The 15099-nt window shown below is 46.7% G+C and carries 17 protein-coding genes and 1 other annotated feature; of the genes, 2 read left to right on the top strand and 15 right to left on the bottom strand.

Going from position 1 to position 15099, the window contains the following annotated elements; all coding sequences use genetic code 11:
- Positions 1 to 29: 29 nt before the first annotated feature.
- Genes nadA through nadB form a run of 3 tightly spaced genes read right to left on the bottom strand, consistent with a single transcriptional unit; the run spans position 30 to position 3542 of the window.
- Positions 30 to 1136: a quinolinate synthase NadA gene (gene nadA / locus ATG71_RS11685; RefSeq protein WP_098439748.1), complete on the bottom strand. Its 1107-nt coding sequence runs from the start codon at positions 1134 to 1136 to the stop codon at positions 30 to 32.
- A 2-nt stretch (positions 1137 to 1138) separates the two neighbouring features.
- Positions 1139 to 1984, bottom strand: a complete 846-nt coding sequence (nadC, locus tag ATG71_RS11680) for a carboxylating nicotinate-nucleotide diphosphorylase (protein WP_098439747.1) — start codon at positions 1982 to 1984, stop codon at positions 1139 to 1141.
- A complete protein-coding gene (nadB, locus tag ATG71_RS11675; RefSeq protein ID WP_098439746.1) occupies positions 1953 to 3542 on the bottom strand; it encodes an L-aspartate oxidase in 1590 nt (529 codons plus the stop codon). Before nadB ends, nadC begins: the two co-directional genes overlap by 32 nt.
- A 122-nt stretch (positions 3543 to 3664) precedes the next feature.
- Between nadB and ATG71_RS11670 the strand changes: the two genes are divergently transcribed.
- Positions 3665 to 4810, top strand: a complete 1146-nt coding sequence (locus ATG71_RS11670; RefSeq protein WP_286162987.1) for an IscS subfamily cysteine desulfurase — start codon at positions 3665 to 3667, stop codon at positions 4808 to 4810.
- A 50-nt stretch (positions 4811 to 4860) separates the two neighbouring features.
- Complete coding sequence (locus tag ATG71_RS11665; RefSeq protein WP_098439745.1) at positions 4861 to 5406, top strand: transcription repressor NadR; 546 nt, start codon at positions 4861 to 4863, stop codon at positions 5404 to 5406.
- A 74-nt stretch (positions 5407 to 5480) separates the two neighbouring features.
- On the opposite strand, the gene pheA is transcribed toward ATG71_RS11665, so the two are convergent.
- The 12 genes from pheA to minC all read right to left on the bottom strand — a co-directional run bounded on the left by pheA (position 5481) and on the right by minC (position 15040).
- The gene (pheA, locus tag ATG71_RS11660) at positions 5481 to 6332 is read right to left on the bottom strand and encodes a prephenate dehydratase (protein ID WP_098439744.1); all 852 of its coding nucleotides are present in this window, start codon (positions 6330 to 6332) and stop codon (positions 5481 to 5483) included.
- Between the two features lie 90 nt (positions 6333 to 6422).
- On the bottom strand, positions 6423 to 6878 hold the full coding sequence (locus ATG71_RS11655) for an ACT domain-containing protein (protein ID WP_098439743.1): 456 nt from the start codon (positions 6876 to 6878) through the stop codon (positions 6423 to 6425).
- 143 nt (positions 6879 to 7021) lie between these two features.
- Positions 7022 to 8308: a GTPase ObgE gene (gene obgE, locus ATG71_RS11650; RefSeq protein WP_060670843.1), complete on the bottom strand. Its 1287-nt coding sequence runs from the start codon at positions 8306 to 8308 to the stop codon at positions 7022 to 7024.
- Between the two features lie 37 nt (positions 8309 to 8345).
- Positions 8346 to 8876: a Spo0B C-terminal domain-containing protein gene (locus ATG71_RS11645; RefSeq protein WP_060670845.1), complete on the bottom strand. Its 531-nt coding sequence runs from the start codon at positions 8874 to 8876 to the stop codon at positions 8346 to 8348.
- A gap of 168 nt (positions 8877 to 9044) precedes the next feature.
- Positions 9045 to 9335: a 50S ribosomal protein L27 gene (gene rpmA, locus ATG71_RS11640; protein ID WP_034757227.1), complete on the bottom strand. Its 291-nt coding sequence runs from the start codon at positions 9333 to 9335 to the stop codon at positions 9045 to 9047.
- A gap of 12 nt (positions 9336 to 9347) precedes the next feature.
- The gene (locus ATG71_RS11635; protein WP_098439742.1) at positions 9348 to 9683 is read right to left on the bottom strand and encodes a ribosomal-processing cysteine protease Prp; all 336 of its coding nucleotides are present in this window, start codon (positions 9681 to 9683) and stop codon (positions 9348 to 9350) included.
- Positions 9684 to 9694: 11 nt separating this feature from the next.
- Entirely contained in the window at positions 9695 to 10003 is a 309-nt protein-coding gene (rplU, locus tag ATG71_RS11630; protein WP_060670849.1) for a 50S ribosomal protein L21, read from the bottom strand.
- A 12-nt stretch (positions 10004 to 10015) separates the two neighbouring features.
- Positions 10016 to 10094 (bottom strand) — a sequence feature (ribosomal protein L21 leader region).
- 67 nt (positions 10095 to 10161) lie between these two features.
- Complete coding sequence (locus ATG71_RS11625; protein WP_098439741.1) at positions 10162 to 11607, bottom strand: Rne/Rng family ribonuclease; 1446 nt, start codon at positions 11605 to 11607, stop codon at positions 10162 to 10164.
- 99 nt (positions 11608 to 11706) lie between these two features.
- The gene (locus tag ATG71_RS11620) at positions 11707 to 12573 is read right to left on the bottom strand and encodes a site-2 protease family protein (RefSeq protein WP_179886520.1); all 867 of its coding nucleotides are present in this window, start codon (positions 12571 to 12573) and stop codon (positions 11707 to 11709) included.
- Entirely contained in the window at positions 12566 to 13342 is a 777-nt protein-coding gene (locus tag ATG71_RS11615) for a M23 family metallopeptidase (protein ID WP_098439740.1), read from the bottom strand. Before ATG71_RS11615 ends, ATG71_RS11620 begins: the two co-directional genes overlap by 8 nt.
- 212 nt (positions 13343 to 13554) lie before the next feature.
- Positions 13555 to 14358, bottom strand: a complete 804-nt coding sequence (gene minD / locus ATG71_RS11610) for a septum site-determining protein MinD (RefSeq protein WP_079532449.1) — start codon at positions 14356 to 14358, stop codon at positions 13555 to 13557.
- A gap of 1 nt (position 14359) precedes the next feature.
- Positions 14360 to 15040 carry a septum site-determining protein MinC gene (gene minC / locus ATG71_RS11605; RefSeq protein WP_098439739.1) on the bottom strand — a complete coding sequence of 227 codons (681 nt, stop codon included), beginning with the start codon at positions 15038 to 15040 and terminating at the stop codon, positions 14360 to 14362.
- Positions 15041 to 15099 lie beyond the last annotated feature (59 nt).

The following is a 15099-nucleotide window of genomic DNA, read 5'->3' as shown; positions in this document are numbered from 1 at the left end:
CAGCTTGTTCATTTTTATTATGGGATGCATCAAGCACGTGTCAACATGCGTTCTAAAGCGAAGAGTGCATTCTTTGAGACATCTTGATCCACCTTGATGATATTTTCGGGATTTCGCTCCATTATTTTTTCCAATGACCAAAGGAGATGTGGTAAATCGATCCGGTTCATCGTCAAGCATGGGCACATATATGGATTCAGGGAGACGATCTGTTTATCCGGATGGTCTTTGATCAGCCTTTTTACGAGATTCATCTCAGTACCGATCGCAAAGGCAGATCCGGGAGGTGATTGTTCAATCGTTTCGATAATGTATTTTGTGCTGCCATTCAAATCGGACTTCTCGACCACTTCCCGGCGGCATTCAGGGTGGACGATGATTTTCATGCCGGGATGATTTTCACGGATATCCCCGATATTTTTCACAGTGAAATTTTCATGCACCGAGCAATGACCTTTCCATAGGATCACTTTCACTTCTTCCATGTTGCCATCATAGACCAATTCGTTTTGAATGGGATCCCAAACGGCCATCTCACTTAAGGAAACGCCAAGATCAGCCGCTGTATTACGTCCTAAATGCTGATCAGGCAGGAAAAGGATACGCTGTTTCTCCCCCAATGCCCATTCCACCATTTTGTGGGCATTGGAAGATGTAACCGTGGCTCCCCCATTCTTTCCTACAAAGCTTTTGATGGCTGCAGTCGAATTCACATAGGTAAGGGGGATGATGCTGTCACCGAACATCTCCATAAGCTTGCCCCACGCCTTTTCCGTCTGATAAATGTCTGCCATATCCGCCATGGAACATCCGGCCCGCATGTCCGGCAAGATGACCACCTGATGATCCTCCGTGAGGATGTCTGCCGTTTCAGCCATGAAATGAACACCGCAAAACACAATGAACTCCGCCTCTTTATTCTCAGCCGACAGTTGAGCAAGCTGAAGGGAATCACCAACGGCATCAGCAAATTGGATCACTTCGTCTTTTTGGTAATGATGCCCGGGTATGAAAAGCTTCTTTCCCAACTGCAGCTTGATTTCCCTCACTCTATTTTCCATCTCGACTGTCGAGAGGCTCGTGATTGATTCAGGCAGTACGTTCGTTTCTTTTGTTAATTCATCGAGTAATCCCATGTTCATACCCCTTTCCCTATTCGTACTCTTGCACTGATATCAAGTGATTTCACAGAATGTGTCAAGTACCCGAGGGAGATATAATGAACCCCTGATTCCGCATAGGCAGGAAGACTCTCCCTGGTGATGCCGCCCGATGCTTCCGTCACGATCTGAGGCGGCACAAGATGTATCCACCCCTTAATCGTCGACGGAGTACAGTTATCGAACATGATGACATCTGCCCCTGCATCAACCGCTTCCAATAATTGTTCTTTCGTTTCAATTTCCACTTCCACGTTCACCATATGACCGATCTGCCTTTTCACCTGCTTCACTGCCTCGGTGATCGACCCGGCGAAAGAAATATGATTATCTTTTAGCATGACAGCATCATAGAGACCATTTCTGTGGTTGAACCCGCCCCCGGTCCTTACAGCATACTTCTCAAGCATCCGGAGTCCCGGCGTCGTTTTCCGTGTATCACACAGCCGGACCCCGGTGCCTTTCACCTGTTCAACCGCACGATACGTTTCCGTTGCAATACCACTCATGCGCTGGATCAAATTGAGGATGACCCGTTCCCCTTGGAGGAGATCCCCCATCGGACCACGGATTTCAGCAATTGATTGTCCCGCTTCCACCCAATCCCCATCGTTAACGAATACCTGGACATCCACTTTGGGATCAATTAAAGAAAAGCCAATTTCAATCACATCTCTTCCACAAAAAACACCCTGTTCTTTCATGAATAGAGAAAAGGAGCCTTCATCGCTTTTACTGAACAGAATATTAGAAGATACATCACCATCACCCAGATCTTCCATGTAAAACGTTTCAAGCATAGATTTTAGTTTCATTTTGTTCATGATTGTCCACCCTCAATCGCCCTTCATTTAGTTGTAGAACCATTTTCCGTTTCAACCATCCTGCATTATCTTCCTTTGGGAAATCCGCCCGGATGTGGCCTCCCCTGCTTTCTGTCCTTATTAGTGCAGACTCTGTAATTAGAACGCTAACGATCCACATGAAATACAAGTGAATTTCTTCACGTGAATTAAAATCAAAATGCTCACGGAAGGTAAGAGGCTGTTCTTTTAACCACTTCAAATGAGCGGATAATCCTTCTTCCCTCCGAATGATTCCAACGTGTTTCATCATTCCATCTTTTAATTCGTGTGCTTTAAAAGGGATGGATAATGGCTCCCCCTCGACAATCGTGTCCAATGGGGAATGGACGTTGGCGGAGGTTAGGGCTCCACACTGGATCAAATATTCACCGAGCCGCTCCCCGTACACCAATCCTTCCAGCAATGAATTACTCGCCAGGCGATTCGCACCGTGGATGCCGCTGCACGCCACTTCCCCGATGGCATAGAGTCCGGGAATATTGGTCCTCCCTGACCGATCAGTGAGGATCCCTCCCATCATAAAATGACAACCAGGGGAAACAGGGATCCTCCCTTCCCCGATCGGAATGTGATGTTTTAAACATAGGGAGGTAATAGAAGGGAACTTCCCTTGAAAGTCTTCTATTCTACTAATATCCAGGTACACATTTCTTCCTTTCTGCCGTTCCTTGTATATACACTCTGCCACAATATGCCTTGGAGCGAGTTCCAGGAGGGGATCGATGCCCTCCATGATTCTTTCTCCCTCATCATTCAGGAGTATGGCTCCCTCTCCTCTCACCGCTTCTGAAATCAGACCGCATGTTTTACCCTCCGACCAAAGGAGCGTCGGATGAAACTGAATGAATTCCATATCGGAAAGCTTTGCTCCTGCAAGGAAGGCAAGGGCCATCCCATCTCCCGTCACGGAGGGATGATTGGATGTAGAAGGATATAACCCACCGATTCCCCCTGTGGCAAGGACAATATGAGGAGCATAGTAAAAGCGGATGGCGTCATCTTTATCCTTAGTCTTCACCCCGCAGCACTGCCCCCTGTCATTTTTAACAAGTTCGTACACCATTTCCCGTTCCACGAATTGAACCTTTTCCCGTGAAAGGGATTTCAATAAATGGTTCATTACATATTTCCCCGTCTGATCTCCCCCGCTATGAAGGATGCGATGTTCACTATGAGCCCCTTCCATTCCAAGAGAAAGACTCCCATCCTTTTTTCGATCGAAAGGTGCACCCTCATACACCAGGGATTCCACGATCCTTTTTCCATCCACTATGAGTTCTTTCACACTATCTTCAGACTGATGATAGCAACCTGCTTCCAATGTATCCTTCATATGGGCATGGACAGAATCCTTCAGTCCTACAGGTGCCGCGATCCCTCCTTGAGCGAGATACGAGTTACCACTTTCAATTTTATCCTTTGTGATAATCATCACATAATAATGATCTTGAAGTCTTCGTGCCAATTGCAAAGCGGCAATGCCACTTCCTACGATGATGATCTCGGCTTTTTCCATCAAAAAACCCTCCTGATTATTTACAGGTGTCTTGACACATATATTTACACATATTTAAACTAATGACAAGAGTTTTTTACAAGACTCATATATTCAGACAATTCCCATTAAAGGCAGGTTACATGATGAACTATTTTGATTATGCTGCTTCAACCCCTGTAGATGCAGAGAGTTTACACGTATTTCGTACCGTTAGTGAAGAAATCTGGGGCAACCCGAGCAGCCTTCACGATATTGGAGGGAAAGCAGGGCATCTGCTATCAAGATGCAGAGAAAAAATGGCTTCTATGCTCGGTGTCCACTCTAAAGGGATCCACTTCACTTCCGGAGGGACGGAAGGGAACCATTTAGCCCTCGTCACCCTTGCATTAAGCAGGCAAAAAAAAGGAAAACATATCATAATCGGAGGAGCCGAGCATTCTTCCCTGCATTCCTCGGCCGCTTTCCTTCAGGGGCTGGGCTTTACTGTCACGAAGATCCCTTTTACCTCAGATGGCCTGATCGATCCCCTCATTGTAAAAGAATCGCTCTCAGAACAGACGACCGTTGTGAGCATCGGACACGTTAATGGGGAAATCGGAACGATCCAGCCACTCCATGCCATTCATGATCTACTGAGACATCGTGATATCCTCCTTCACAGCGATATGGTTCAATCATTTGGGAAAATGGACCTCACGGAATTCACTTCAAAGGTCGACAGCTTCACCCTCTCATCCCATAAGATTTACGGTCCCAAAGGTGTCGGCGCATTTTATATCAATCCAGCCCTGGACATCACCCCCATGATACCGGGACAGACCCACGAAGGCGGATTCAGGGGGGGAACGGTGAATCTTCCGGGGATAGCAGGATTTGTGACTGCCGCTGATCTATGCTACCGTTCCTTTGAAACATCCTATTACATGGGGTTGAGAACGCATTTTTTGAATGGACTGGAAGAACAGCTGTCCGGACGGTACACTCTTTATGAAGGGCCGGCACATGCACAGCTGCCGCATGTCATCGGTCTTGGCATCCACGGCCTTGAGGGACAGTGGCTCATGCTTGAATGCAACAGACGCGGAATGGCGATTTCAACGGGCAGTGCGTGCGGTGCCGGTTCACACGACTTACCCAAGACCCTTCAGAGTATGGGCGTCAGTGAAAGAGCAGGAAAGGAATTCATCCGGATATCATTTGGAAGGGATACAAGGGAGGAAAACATAACAGAATTGGTCCACGCATTATCTGATATATATGCGTCCCTGACATCTTCCTTAACTTGAAGAGCCGGTTGTGATATGATTTCCTATATCGATTGGGGACGGAGGAGATAATGGTGGCAGGAAAAAAAATACTGGGAGAAGAAAGAAGACAGTGGATCCTTGATAAGCTAATGACGAAGCAAGCCCCGATTACAGGGGGAGAGCTCGCAAAGCAAACCAATGTCAGCCGGCAGGTGATCGTCAGTGACATCACCTTACTTAAAGCCAAAGGCGAACCCATCATCGCGACGAGTCAAGGCTACTTGTTCATGCCTGCCTCGAATCAGGATACGATGGTTGAACGGACGGTCGCATGCAAGCATCACCCTCACCGGTCGGAAGAGGAACTCTTTTTACTTGTCGATCACGGGGTCACGGTAAAGGATGTCAGGATCGAACACGGTGTGTATGGTGATCTGACCGCATCCATCATGGTGTCAAATCGCAAGGAAGTCGAGCAATTCATGAAGAAGATTGAAGAAACCGGGGCATCCTTTTTATCCGAATTGACCGACGGTGTCCATTTACATACACTGATGGCCCAAACGGAACAAACCCTGGATAAAGCAGAGAATGCGCTCCACGAAGCAGGCTTCTTGATTCAGGGTGATTTATAAGACTGACAGCGGCTATTCCATTCATGGAGGCAAGTGAAAAAAGGCAGAATCCATAAGGGATCTGCCTTTTTTCTTTAGTTATCCAATAAATAAGAAGAATATGTCCCGATCATTTTCACCGTGCATCCGAGGGCTTCCATTTCACTGATGGCTCCCGGAAGGAGGACATCATCCATTTCATGCGCCACATCAATCAAGAAGAAATAATCACCGAGTCCCGTTTTCAGGGGTCTTGATTCGATTTTACTTAAGTTCAGCTGTCTCCAGGCAAACGTGGAGAGTACCTGATGAAGCGCTCCAGATCGGTCTTTCGGAAGAGTCACCATCAGGGTTGTCTTCTCCATGCTCTTCTCCTGGGTCAGGGTCAATGGATCCGGTGTCTTATGCAAGACGATGAACCTGGTATGATTATAGGCAAAATCATGAATGTTTTCATGCAGGATGTTCAATCCGTATTTTTCTGCTGCCAGCTCGTTCCCGATCGCCCCGAGGAATGAATCAGGATTCTCACTCACGAATTTAGCGGCGGCAGCCGTACTCGTCGTCTGCTCCAGCGGTACCCCGCGAAACTGCTTATGTAAAAATTTATGACACTGCGCGAGTGCGTGGGAATGGGAAAGGACTTTCCCGATCTCGTCTTCACTGTCACTCCACGCCGGATGGATCATTAAGTGCTGTTGAATGGCGGACGTCAATTCAGCGACAATCGCTAAGTTCGCTTCATGAAACAAATAATCCACCGTAATATGTACCGAGCCTTCCAAGGCATTCTCCAAAGGCACAACGGCGTAATCCACTTCACTCTCGATCACCGCCTCGATGCAATCGGGTATCGTCACATACGAAACCGTTTCTTCTTCGGGAAAAGCCTTCTTGACGGCTAAATCTGTAAAGGAAGCCTGTGGTCCTAAATATGCAATCTTCACTCTGATCTTCCTCTCGCTCTATTGAAATTTATTGAACATTCTAACATGTATGGAATCAAAGGGAAAGGTTTTCCTATAAAAAAAGAAGCGTCAGGCTCCTGAACCCAACACTTCCACTTTCTCGACAAATTCCAAACGACGGAGCTTTGAGAGTAAGTCTTCCAATCCGATCGTGAGGTCCGTTACGTTCAAGGAAAGTGTGACATTCGCTCTTCCCTGCAGCGGAATCGTCTGATGGATCGTCAATATATTGCAACCATGCTCGGCTGTTTCACTTAATAGATGAGACAACGTCCCTGACCGGTCCTCCAAATGAAAGAACAGTGTAATGATCCGTTCCTTCACGATGGTGTGGAAAGGAAATACCGTATCCCGGTATTTGTAAAAGGCGCTCCGGCTCAAATCGACCCGGTGGACCGCTTCCCAGACCGAATCCGCCTTGCCCCTTTCAATTAATTCTTTTGCATCCAGGGTCTTCTTCATCGCTTCCGGCAGCACGTCTTCACGCACTAAATAAAACTTGCCTTCTTGAAATTTTTTCCCCAATGACTATTCCTCCAATTGTCTGACTGTAGAGGTTCGAGGCAGCTAGCCCCGTATAAAACCGCTTTCGCTTTCTATTGTAGAACAGGTGGCGGCAGATTTCAGCCGCCACCTGTCATTTCCTCTGAATAGATAAAGGATGAAACTTAATCTACAAATTCGAACTCATATTTTATCAAGCGGATCGTATCGCCATTTTTGGCACCACGTTCACGGAGGGCATCATCTACACCATACGAGCGAAGCTGTCTCGCGAAACGTCTTGCGGAATCTTCACGTGAGAAGTCCGTCATTTTGAACAAGCGTTCAATTTTCGCACCGCCGACGACGAATGTACCATCAGGATCACGCGTGATTTCGAATTCTTTTTCTTCCTCTTCATGCTTGTAAAGAACCCGGTGAATACCCGTCTCTTCTTCTTCATGGATCGGGAATTCAGCTGTTGTCTCCACTTTATCCGCAACGGCATACAACAACTCAGCGAGACCTTGTCGAGTAACTGCTGAAATCGGGAACACAGGATACTCTTCCTGAAGTTTCTCTTTGAAGACCTTCAGATTCTCTTCCGAATCCGGCATGTCCATTTTATTGGCAACGATGATTTGCGGACGCTCGGTTAAACGAAGATTGTACTGCTTAAGCTCTTCATTGATCGTCAGGTAATCCTCGTATGGATCCCTTCCTTCCATACCGCTCATATCGATGACGTGCACGATGACGCGCGTACGTTCAATATGACGAAGGAATTGATGTCCTAGTCCTACGCCTTCATGGGCACCTTCAATCAATCCTGGAAGGTCGGCCATGACGAAGCTTCTTCCATCTCCCGTTTCCACCATTCCTAAATTAGGTACGATCGTAGTGAAATGGTAGGAAGCGATCTTTGGCTTCGCTGCCGATACAACGGAAAGGAGCGTTGATTTCCCGACACTCGGGAATCCTACCAATCCAACATCAGCGAGAAGCTTTAATTCCATCACGATATAACGCTCTTGACCCGGCTCACCCTTCTCAGAAAGCTCGGGTGCAGGATTCGCAGGCGTAGCAAAGCGGGAATTCCCTCTTCCTCCGCGTCCGCCTTTTGTGATCACTGCACGTTGACCATGCTGCACAAGGTCGGCAATCGTTTCACCTGTATCATCGTCCTTCACCACTGTCCCGGGTGGAACCTTGACAACCATATCCTCTGCATTGCGTCCATGCTGATTCTTACTCATCCCGTGCTCTCCACGAGGTGCCTTGAAGTGACGCTGATAGCGGAAATCCATTAACGTTCTTAAGCCTTCATCCACTTCGAAAATAACGTCTGCACCGTGACCGCCATCTCCACCGGCGGGACCACCTTTAGGTACATATTTCTCACGACGGAAGGCAACCATACCGTTTCCTCCGTCACCGCCCTTTGTATAAACCTTGACCTGATCTATAAACATACTTTCACTCCTAACTTATCACTGCAATCGCTTCAATTTATTCAGCGATTACATGAACGACAAGAACCTCTTCTTGCAGTTGTTCTATTTCTATATTTTCTCCGTTTGATCGTTGATTTTTGATCCAGTCTTCCACTAAGCTTGTACTCTTTAGTATACCTGTGAAATCAAATATAAAACGGGATTGTTCTTTAGTAATGTCAAGTATTATGGATAACTGATTTTCTACATTGTTCATTACATTTGATTCAAGGAATTCCAGAAACTCCTTGCACCAGTTGTAAAGTCTTTGATCTTCAAGCCGGTGGGGCTCGAGTCGAAGGACTTCAAAATCCAGCTTAATCAAATGTCTTGACCAATTATAGGTTAATATCCATTCTGCCAGCAATGGAAGCTTTACATTCGAAAGCTTAGATTCATTTTGTGCAACAAGGACCATTTCCTCGATGACCTGTTTCGCCCGCTCCACACGGCCAAGGTCCAGATTCCCTTTAATTAATTGCAAATCATTCATCCAGTCGTGGCGGGCATGCCTTAACGCCTCGACTACACCCCAATTTTCGCTCATAATCTAACTCCTATACTTAAGTGCTACCTGTAAGTATATCAAAGATGGGCGTCGTGCGTATATTGTTTCTGTGAAATTGGTGTATGTGAATGAAAATCGGACATATACCTTTGATAAAAATAAAACTCTAACCGAAAGTCGGTTAGAGTTTTCGTTAAAGATATGCGATTAAGCTTCATTCGCAACTGGGTATACGCTCACTTTTTTCTTGTCACGACCCATGCGTTCGAAACGAACAACACCGTCGGTTTTAGCGAAAAGTGTATCGTCGCCGCCACGGCCGACGTTTAGGCCTGGATAAATTTTCGTACCGCGTTGACGGTAAAGAATTGATCCACCAGAAACCATTTGACCGTCTGCACGCTTAGCACCAAGGCGCTTTGAGATAGAGTCACGACCATTCTTAGTCGAACCTACTCCTTTTTTGGACGCAAAAAACTGAAGGTCTAATCTTAACATCTGTTCCACCTCCTACTTTTTGAAGGTTATTTTAATAAAATCACTATAGTCTCTTTCAATCGTCTGGAGGCTGATAAGCATGCCGTCGAGCAGCAGCTGAATCTTGCTCTCCGTTTCTTCCGGAAGATCATCAGGGATGGCGCAGCGAAGGAATCCACCATCAGAGGATTGCTCGATGGACGGTTCTACACCGGTTAACGCCATAATGGCATTAATACTGCCGAATGAAACAGCAGAAGCACCTGCACAGACAATGTCTTGCCCATTTTCGGCAAAATCAGCATGTCCATCCATGGAGAAAGAACGGATCCTTTTCCCGGAGGAACGCTCTACGTAAACGTTAATCATGTAACCACGCCTTACGCGTTGATTTCGTCAATGACAACTTTAGTGTAAGGTTGACGGTGACCTTGCTTACGACGGTAGTTCTTTTTCGCTTTGTATTTGAATACTACAAGCTTTTTCGCGCGGCCTTGTTTTTCAACTTTCGCTGTTACAGTAGCTCCATCCACTAAAGGACTTCCTACTTTCACATCGTCACCACCAACGAATAGAACTTTGTCAAAAGTTACCGTATCGCCTTGTTCTCCGTTAAGCTTTTCGATGTAGATTGCTTGACCAGCTTCTACACGGATTTGCTTACCACCTGTTTCGATAATTGCGTACATAATCGCACCTCCTTATAAACTCAGACTCGCCAATGACAGGTGTTGGATTGCTCCAAGCTTTTGTACCTGTAATGAGCGGTTGTAGCACGGGTGCTACAATCAATAACATTAGAATCCTATCACATAAATCGATATACTGTCAATAACATTCAAGAAATTCATACGATCTTCGTTATTCTGAAATAAGGATGATCGTGAGTGATTTCCTTAATGTTGATCACTTTATTCAATGCTTTCTGGAGTCTCTCGATGTGGCTGCCCTGTTTCCCTGCAAACATTTCCGCTACTTCCCGGGTCGCTTCCACATCAATTCGTGAGCCGTCCATCCCTTCACATTCCCACAGCTCCCGTTCAAGCTGGAAGGCCATCGCTTCCGGACTCATTTCCGTCCCTGTACCATGACATACCGAGCATGAACGGGTCAAGGATGCCGCAAGAGGCTGACGTGTCCTCTTCCGGGTCAATTCGAGGATCCCGAGTTTTGTGAACCCTACAATCGTTGTCCGCTGCCGGTCTGAAACAAGGGCTTCTGAAAGAGCATCCATCACTTCCTGCCGTTGGCTATCCTTCTTCATATCAATGAAATCGATGAGGATCATCCCGCTTAAATTGCGGATCGTAAGCTGTTTCGCCATTTCTGCTGCCGCGAGTTTATTCGTCTCCAGAATGGTTTGCTCCAGATTGTCTTTCCCGGTGAATTTTCCGGAATTGACATCCACAACTGTCATGGCTTCCGTTGATTCGATGACAAGAGTGGCCCCGTTCGGAAGCCACACTATTTTTTTCAGGGCGTCTTCCCATGCCGAGTAAACGTCATAATGTTTAAAAATATTTTCATGACCCTGATAAAGCTCGAACGACCATTTTTCTTTGATCCCCGCCCCGCTCATTTCCTCGACCTGAAGAAGGCTGTCATACTCATCGAAGACGATCTTCCCACCCTCTCCTTTTTTCAAATACTCGTGGAGATCCTCATAGAAGGTATCCTGCCGGGACAGGAGGGACGGACACTTCGCCCTAATCGATACCCTCTCAAGCCTTTCATGGCGTGCACGCAGGGAGTTCACCTCTTCTTGTAACACTGCCTCTTTCACCCCTGAGGCGTTGGTGCGCATCACAATGCCTTCTCCCCCTTGTTTCCACTCATGTGCTAATCGCCTCAATACCTTACGATTTTCCTCATCCACTTTTTTCGATACCGCGACATAATAGCCCTTTGGCATATACACCAGATGTTCACCCTTCAGTTCAATGACCGAGGTCAATCTGGCCCCCTTCGTCCCCATCTCATCCTTTAGAACCTGAACGATGATTTTTTCCCCTTCATGGACACAATTCCCGATCGGGGTCGGATCGCTCCCCTCATGATACGCTTTCACATTTTGCGGAAAGTCCTTTTCATGAAGATAACCATTCTTTCCTTGCCCAAAATCGATAAACGCCGCACCGAGTCCCTTTTGGACCTTGACGACCCGTCCCAAGTAAATATTGCCCGTTAAGCTTTCTTCTCCAGGCGGATATGTATATAGACCGATAATTTCATTATGTGAACGGTGTACCCACCGTTTTTCCCTGCCCTTACTGTGTACAATCATTTCTTCCATACCTAAACCCCTTTCCCACGGAAAAACTCATAAGAAAAAAGGGTTGATTTCAACCCTTTTACCAGTATGCCCTTACTTTATACAGTTCGTATCCATTCGTCAATAAAGGTAAAGAAGATCCTTCGTCTTGGCTGATGTCATCTTTTCCGCAAAGAAGGCGTGGAGCAGCTCGTTCTCATCGAGTTTCCCCACTTCAACCCCCTTTTCAAATACAACCAGGGGATGCTTCACACCCCGCTGAAACCGTTCCACCACCGTCAAGATGGATTCATCACTTTCAATGGGGAGCGGCCTCAGCTGCACAAATTGATGGCTCTTCCCGTAATACCTCTCTAATAAAAACTTCATAAACGCATATCTCCTTTGCTTCCAGTCGACCCAAAGGGAGAAGTACAGGAAGGACAGGACGATCCACAAATTCAGGTGCAGTGGAGCGATGATGAGTACAACCAGGTGGAACAGTAATAATAATCCAAACGAAAAGAGGAGCGTGTATTCATACGCCCTCAAATAATTTAACTTCGTCGCAAGGAGCAGGGAAACCAGCTTCCCCCCGTCCAACGGCCAGATGGGCAGGAGATTAAACAGCAACACCATCATATTTAATTGAAAAAAAAGTGAAAAGGTGTCCTGACTGATCAAGCCAAACTCCAAGAGACCGAAGCCAACTGCAATGAGCCAGACGTGCTGCAGGGGGCCGGCTGTCACCACCCAGAACTCCTCCATCAAAGAACGGTTTCCGTGCTCATCCATCTCAGCGACGCCCCCAAAGGGTAACAGGGCGATCTTCTTCACCCTCCACGAAAAGGATTGAGCCATGAGCCCATGGCCCAGTTCATGGATCGTGATGATGACGAGGAGCAGGATCAGTTCAAAGAAGTGGGCCGTCATGATGGCAATCCCGATCACAAGCCACAGCAAGGGATGGACGTAAAATTTCTTCAATAGTGAAAGGATATTAATCAAATGACATCACCTGGATCGGGTCGATGAATTCATCACCCATTTTTATCGCGAAATAAAACTCGCCCGTTGCTTCGTCTTGACTGCTGGATGAAACCTTCCCTACAAGGGAGCCCTTCTTGATTGATTCATACTGCTTCACATCAATCGACTCCAAATTGCCGTACCACGATTCCGATTTGTCCGCATGTTGAATGACCACCGTATTCCCCAGCTCCTCCTTTTTCCCTGCAAATAGAACCAAACCTCCCTTCATAGCCGTTACATCCTCACCAAGGACCGTCTGCAGCATGATCCCCTGCCCATTGGTCTTGAAGTTTTCTACGACCTTCCCTGAAGCAGGCCTTGCATATTCAGCACTTTGTTCGGACGCGGATTCTTTGCCGGAATTACTTGCAGGCAACAGAGCAAGTGGTTTTCCAAATTGATCTTCATACCAGGTGGAAATGGCGGCGAATTGGAACTCCGTATCCATTGTCTTCATGACAACGGATCTTGCGTCAGTGAAAGCGGGAGAAGGACTTTTGAACATGATGGCCGTCACCAACACCATGATCCCAGCCCCGAGTATTTTCAGCATGAAGGTTTCTTTTTTAAAAAGAGAATGGACTCCTTCCGGGGGAGGACCGCCTTCAAAGCTTGTCTGACGCTCCATTCCATAGCGTTCCTCATCCGTCGGCAGAAAGTATGATGGATTGTCGCCGGAGCCCGCCCCTCCCATTTTTTTTCGTTTTGCTATCCTCTTTCGTATTTCATCCGCTCGATTCCCCATGTACACCATTCCTTTTTATAAGGTATTGTTTCATAACCAGTGATTGGTTTGGTCCATTCCTGCTGATGGGCAAACGGGTGTCAGATCCATACCAAGATTCCATTACACATGTTTTGCTACAATGTATGACTTGTCCCGTAGGAATATTCATGAAGAACACAAAAAAGTCCCGGCAACTCGCATCATGCGACCTGCCGGGACCGGCGATATCTTTAGGCTTTGACACCAAATAACCTTTTAATTTTCATAAAGACGCCCGTTCGTTCTTCTTCCAGGGATTGCAGCGGGACCGATTCACCTAAGATCCGTCTTGCAATATTCCGGTAAGAAATCGACGCTTTACTTGTCGAATCAAGTGCGATCGGTTCGCCTTTATTCGATGATCTGATCACATTGTCATCATCTGCGACGATTCCAAGAAGATCGATGGAAAGATGGGAGGTGATTTCATCCACATCCAGCATTTCACCATTTTTCATCATATGATTCCGGATACGATTGATCACCAATTTCGGAGGCTCGATGTTCTCCTTCTCCAGTAGGCCGATGATCCGGTCCGCATCCCGGACAGCCGAAATCTCAGGCGTGGTCACGACAATCGCGCGATCTGCACCTGCAACGGCGTTCTTATACCCCTGCTCAATGCCTGCAGGACAGTCAATAATAATATAGTCATAGTCTTGCTTTAAGTCCAGTACCAGCTTTTTCATCTGTTCAGGATTGACAGCGGATTTATCACTCGTCTGAGCAGCCGGCAGTAAGAATAGTTTGTCTTCGAAACGCTTGTCTTTCACAAGGGCCTGATGGATTTTACATCTGCCCTCCACTACGTCCACTAAATCATAGATGATCCGGTTCTCAAGGCCCATCACCACGTCCAGGTTCCTGAGGCCGATATCCGTATCAATCAGACAAACCTTTTTGCCTTGTAGAGCTAATGCTGTACCAACATTGGCAGAAGTAGTCGTCTTTCCCACTCCACCTTTACCTGAAGTAACAACTATTGCTTCACCCACATTAGCTTCCTCCTTTAAAACTAGTAATATTTGGTCTGAGATGCTTTAAAACCTGCAATCGATCGACAACGATCTGGCCACTTTCATCCACATACGCACATTCCATTTCGCGATCATCCTCTTCCTCCACCCGGTCAGGTGCACGGTTCAGGGAATCTGCGATCCGAAGCTGGGATGGGACCATTTTCGAAGCCACGATGACCGACTCGTCGTTTCCATTGCAGCCGGCATGGGCAATCCCTTTTAATGAACCCAATATGTAAATATTCCCCCCGGCGAGGACCTTCCCCCCGGGGTTGACATCTCCCACTACGAGGATATCACCGGCCACTTCAATGACCTGTCCCGAACGGATGACCCCTGTGAGGGTTTCGATATTTCGTTCATCTATGAGTTTCTCTGCATCATTTTTTGTTATGACATTACTCCATACTTCATTTACCACTAAATTGCGTTTTTGTCTTACAATATCCTTCAACTCTTCCACTTGATCTTCTTCCAAGTACCGATTGCCAGTTTGGATATTGACCGTCAAGAGAGGGGTTCCTTCTGTTTCCCTGTACTGGGCAGACAGCTTATCATCCAGCTCTTTTTTTAATTCCTGAAACGAGCATTGATCGTTGAGATGAAGGGTCAGTCCTTCTTTGGTTCCCTTGATCATCACATTTGGCTTCTTATTCATGTCGTAATTTTTCACCTCAGTCGTCTATAAATTCGACATAAGCAGTGTCATTTCCTCTT

Origin of the sequence: Bacillus sp. es.034 (assembly GCF_002563655.1) — a bacterium.
GTDB lineage: Bacteria > Bacillota > Bacilli > Bacillales > Bacillaceae_B > Rossellomorea.
This window is presented reverse-complemented; position numbering and strand designations above follow the sequence as displayed.

Bases quoted from the DNA above. Each gene is read 5' to 3' on its own strand.
- ATG71_RS11665 (WP_098439745.1), top strand. From the start codon at position 4,861: ATGGTGGCAGGAAAAAAAATACTGGGAGAAGAAAGAAGACAGTGGATC.
- minC (WP_098439739.1), bottom strand. From the start codon at position 15,040: ATGAATAAGAAGCCAAATGTGATGATCAAGGGAACCAAAGAAGGACTG.
- ATG71_RS11670 (WP_286162987.1), top strand. From the start codon at position 3,665: ATGATGAACTATTTTGATTATGCTGCTTCAACCCCTGTAGATGCAGAG.
- rpmA (WP_034757227.1), bottom strand. From the start codon at position 9,335: ATGTTAAGATTAGACCTTCAGTTTTTTGCGTCCAAAAAAGGAGTAGGT.
- ATG71_RS11625 (WP_098439741.1), bottom strand. From the start codon at position 11,607: ATGGAAGAAATGATTGTACACAGTAAGGGCAGGGAAAAACGGTGGGTA.
- ATG71_RS11615 (WP_098439740.1), bottom strand. From the start codon at position 13,342: ATGGGGAATCGAGCGGATGAAATACGAAAGAGGATAGCAAAACGAAAA.
- nadC (WP_098439747.1), bottom strand. From the start codon at position 1,984: ATGAACAAAATGAAACTAAAATCTATGCTTGAAACGTTTTACATGGAA.
- rplU (WP_060670849.1), bottom strand. From the start codon at position 10,003: ATGTACGCAATTATCGAAACAGGTGGTAAGCAAATCCGTGTAGAAGCT.
- nadB (WP_098439746.1), bottom strand. From the start codon at position 3,542: ATGGAAAAAGCCGAGATCATCATCGTAGGAAGTGGCATTGCCGCTTTG.
- obgE (WP_060670843.1), bottom strand. From the start codon at position 8,308: ATGTTTATAGATCAGGTCAAGGTTTATACAAAGGGCGGTGACGGAGGA.
- ATG71_RS11635 (WP_098439742.1), bottom strand. From the start codon at position 9,683: ATGATTAACGTTTACGTAGAGCGTTCCTCCGGGAAAAGGATCCGTTCT.
- nadA (WP_098439748.1), bottom strand. From the start codon at position 1,136: ATGGGATTACTCGATGAATTAACAAAAGAAACGAACGTACTGCCTGAA.
- ATG71_RS11645 (WP_060670845.1), bottom strand. From the start codon at position 8,876: ATGAGCGAAAATTGGGGTGTAGTCGAGGCGTTAAGGCATGCCCGCCAC.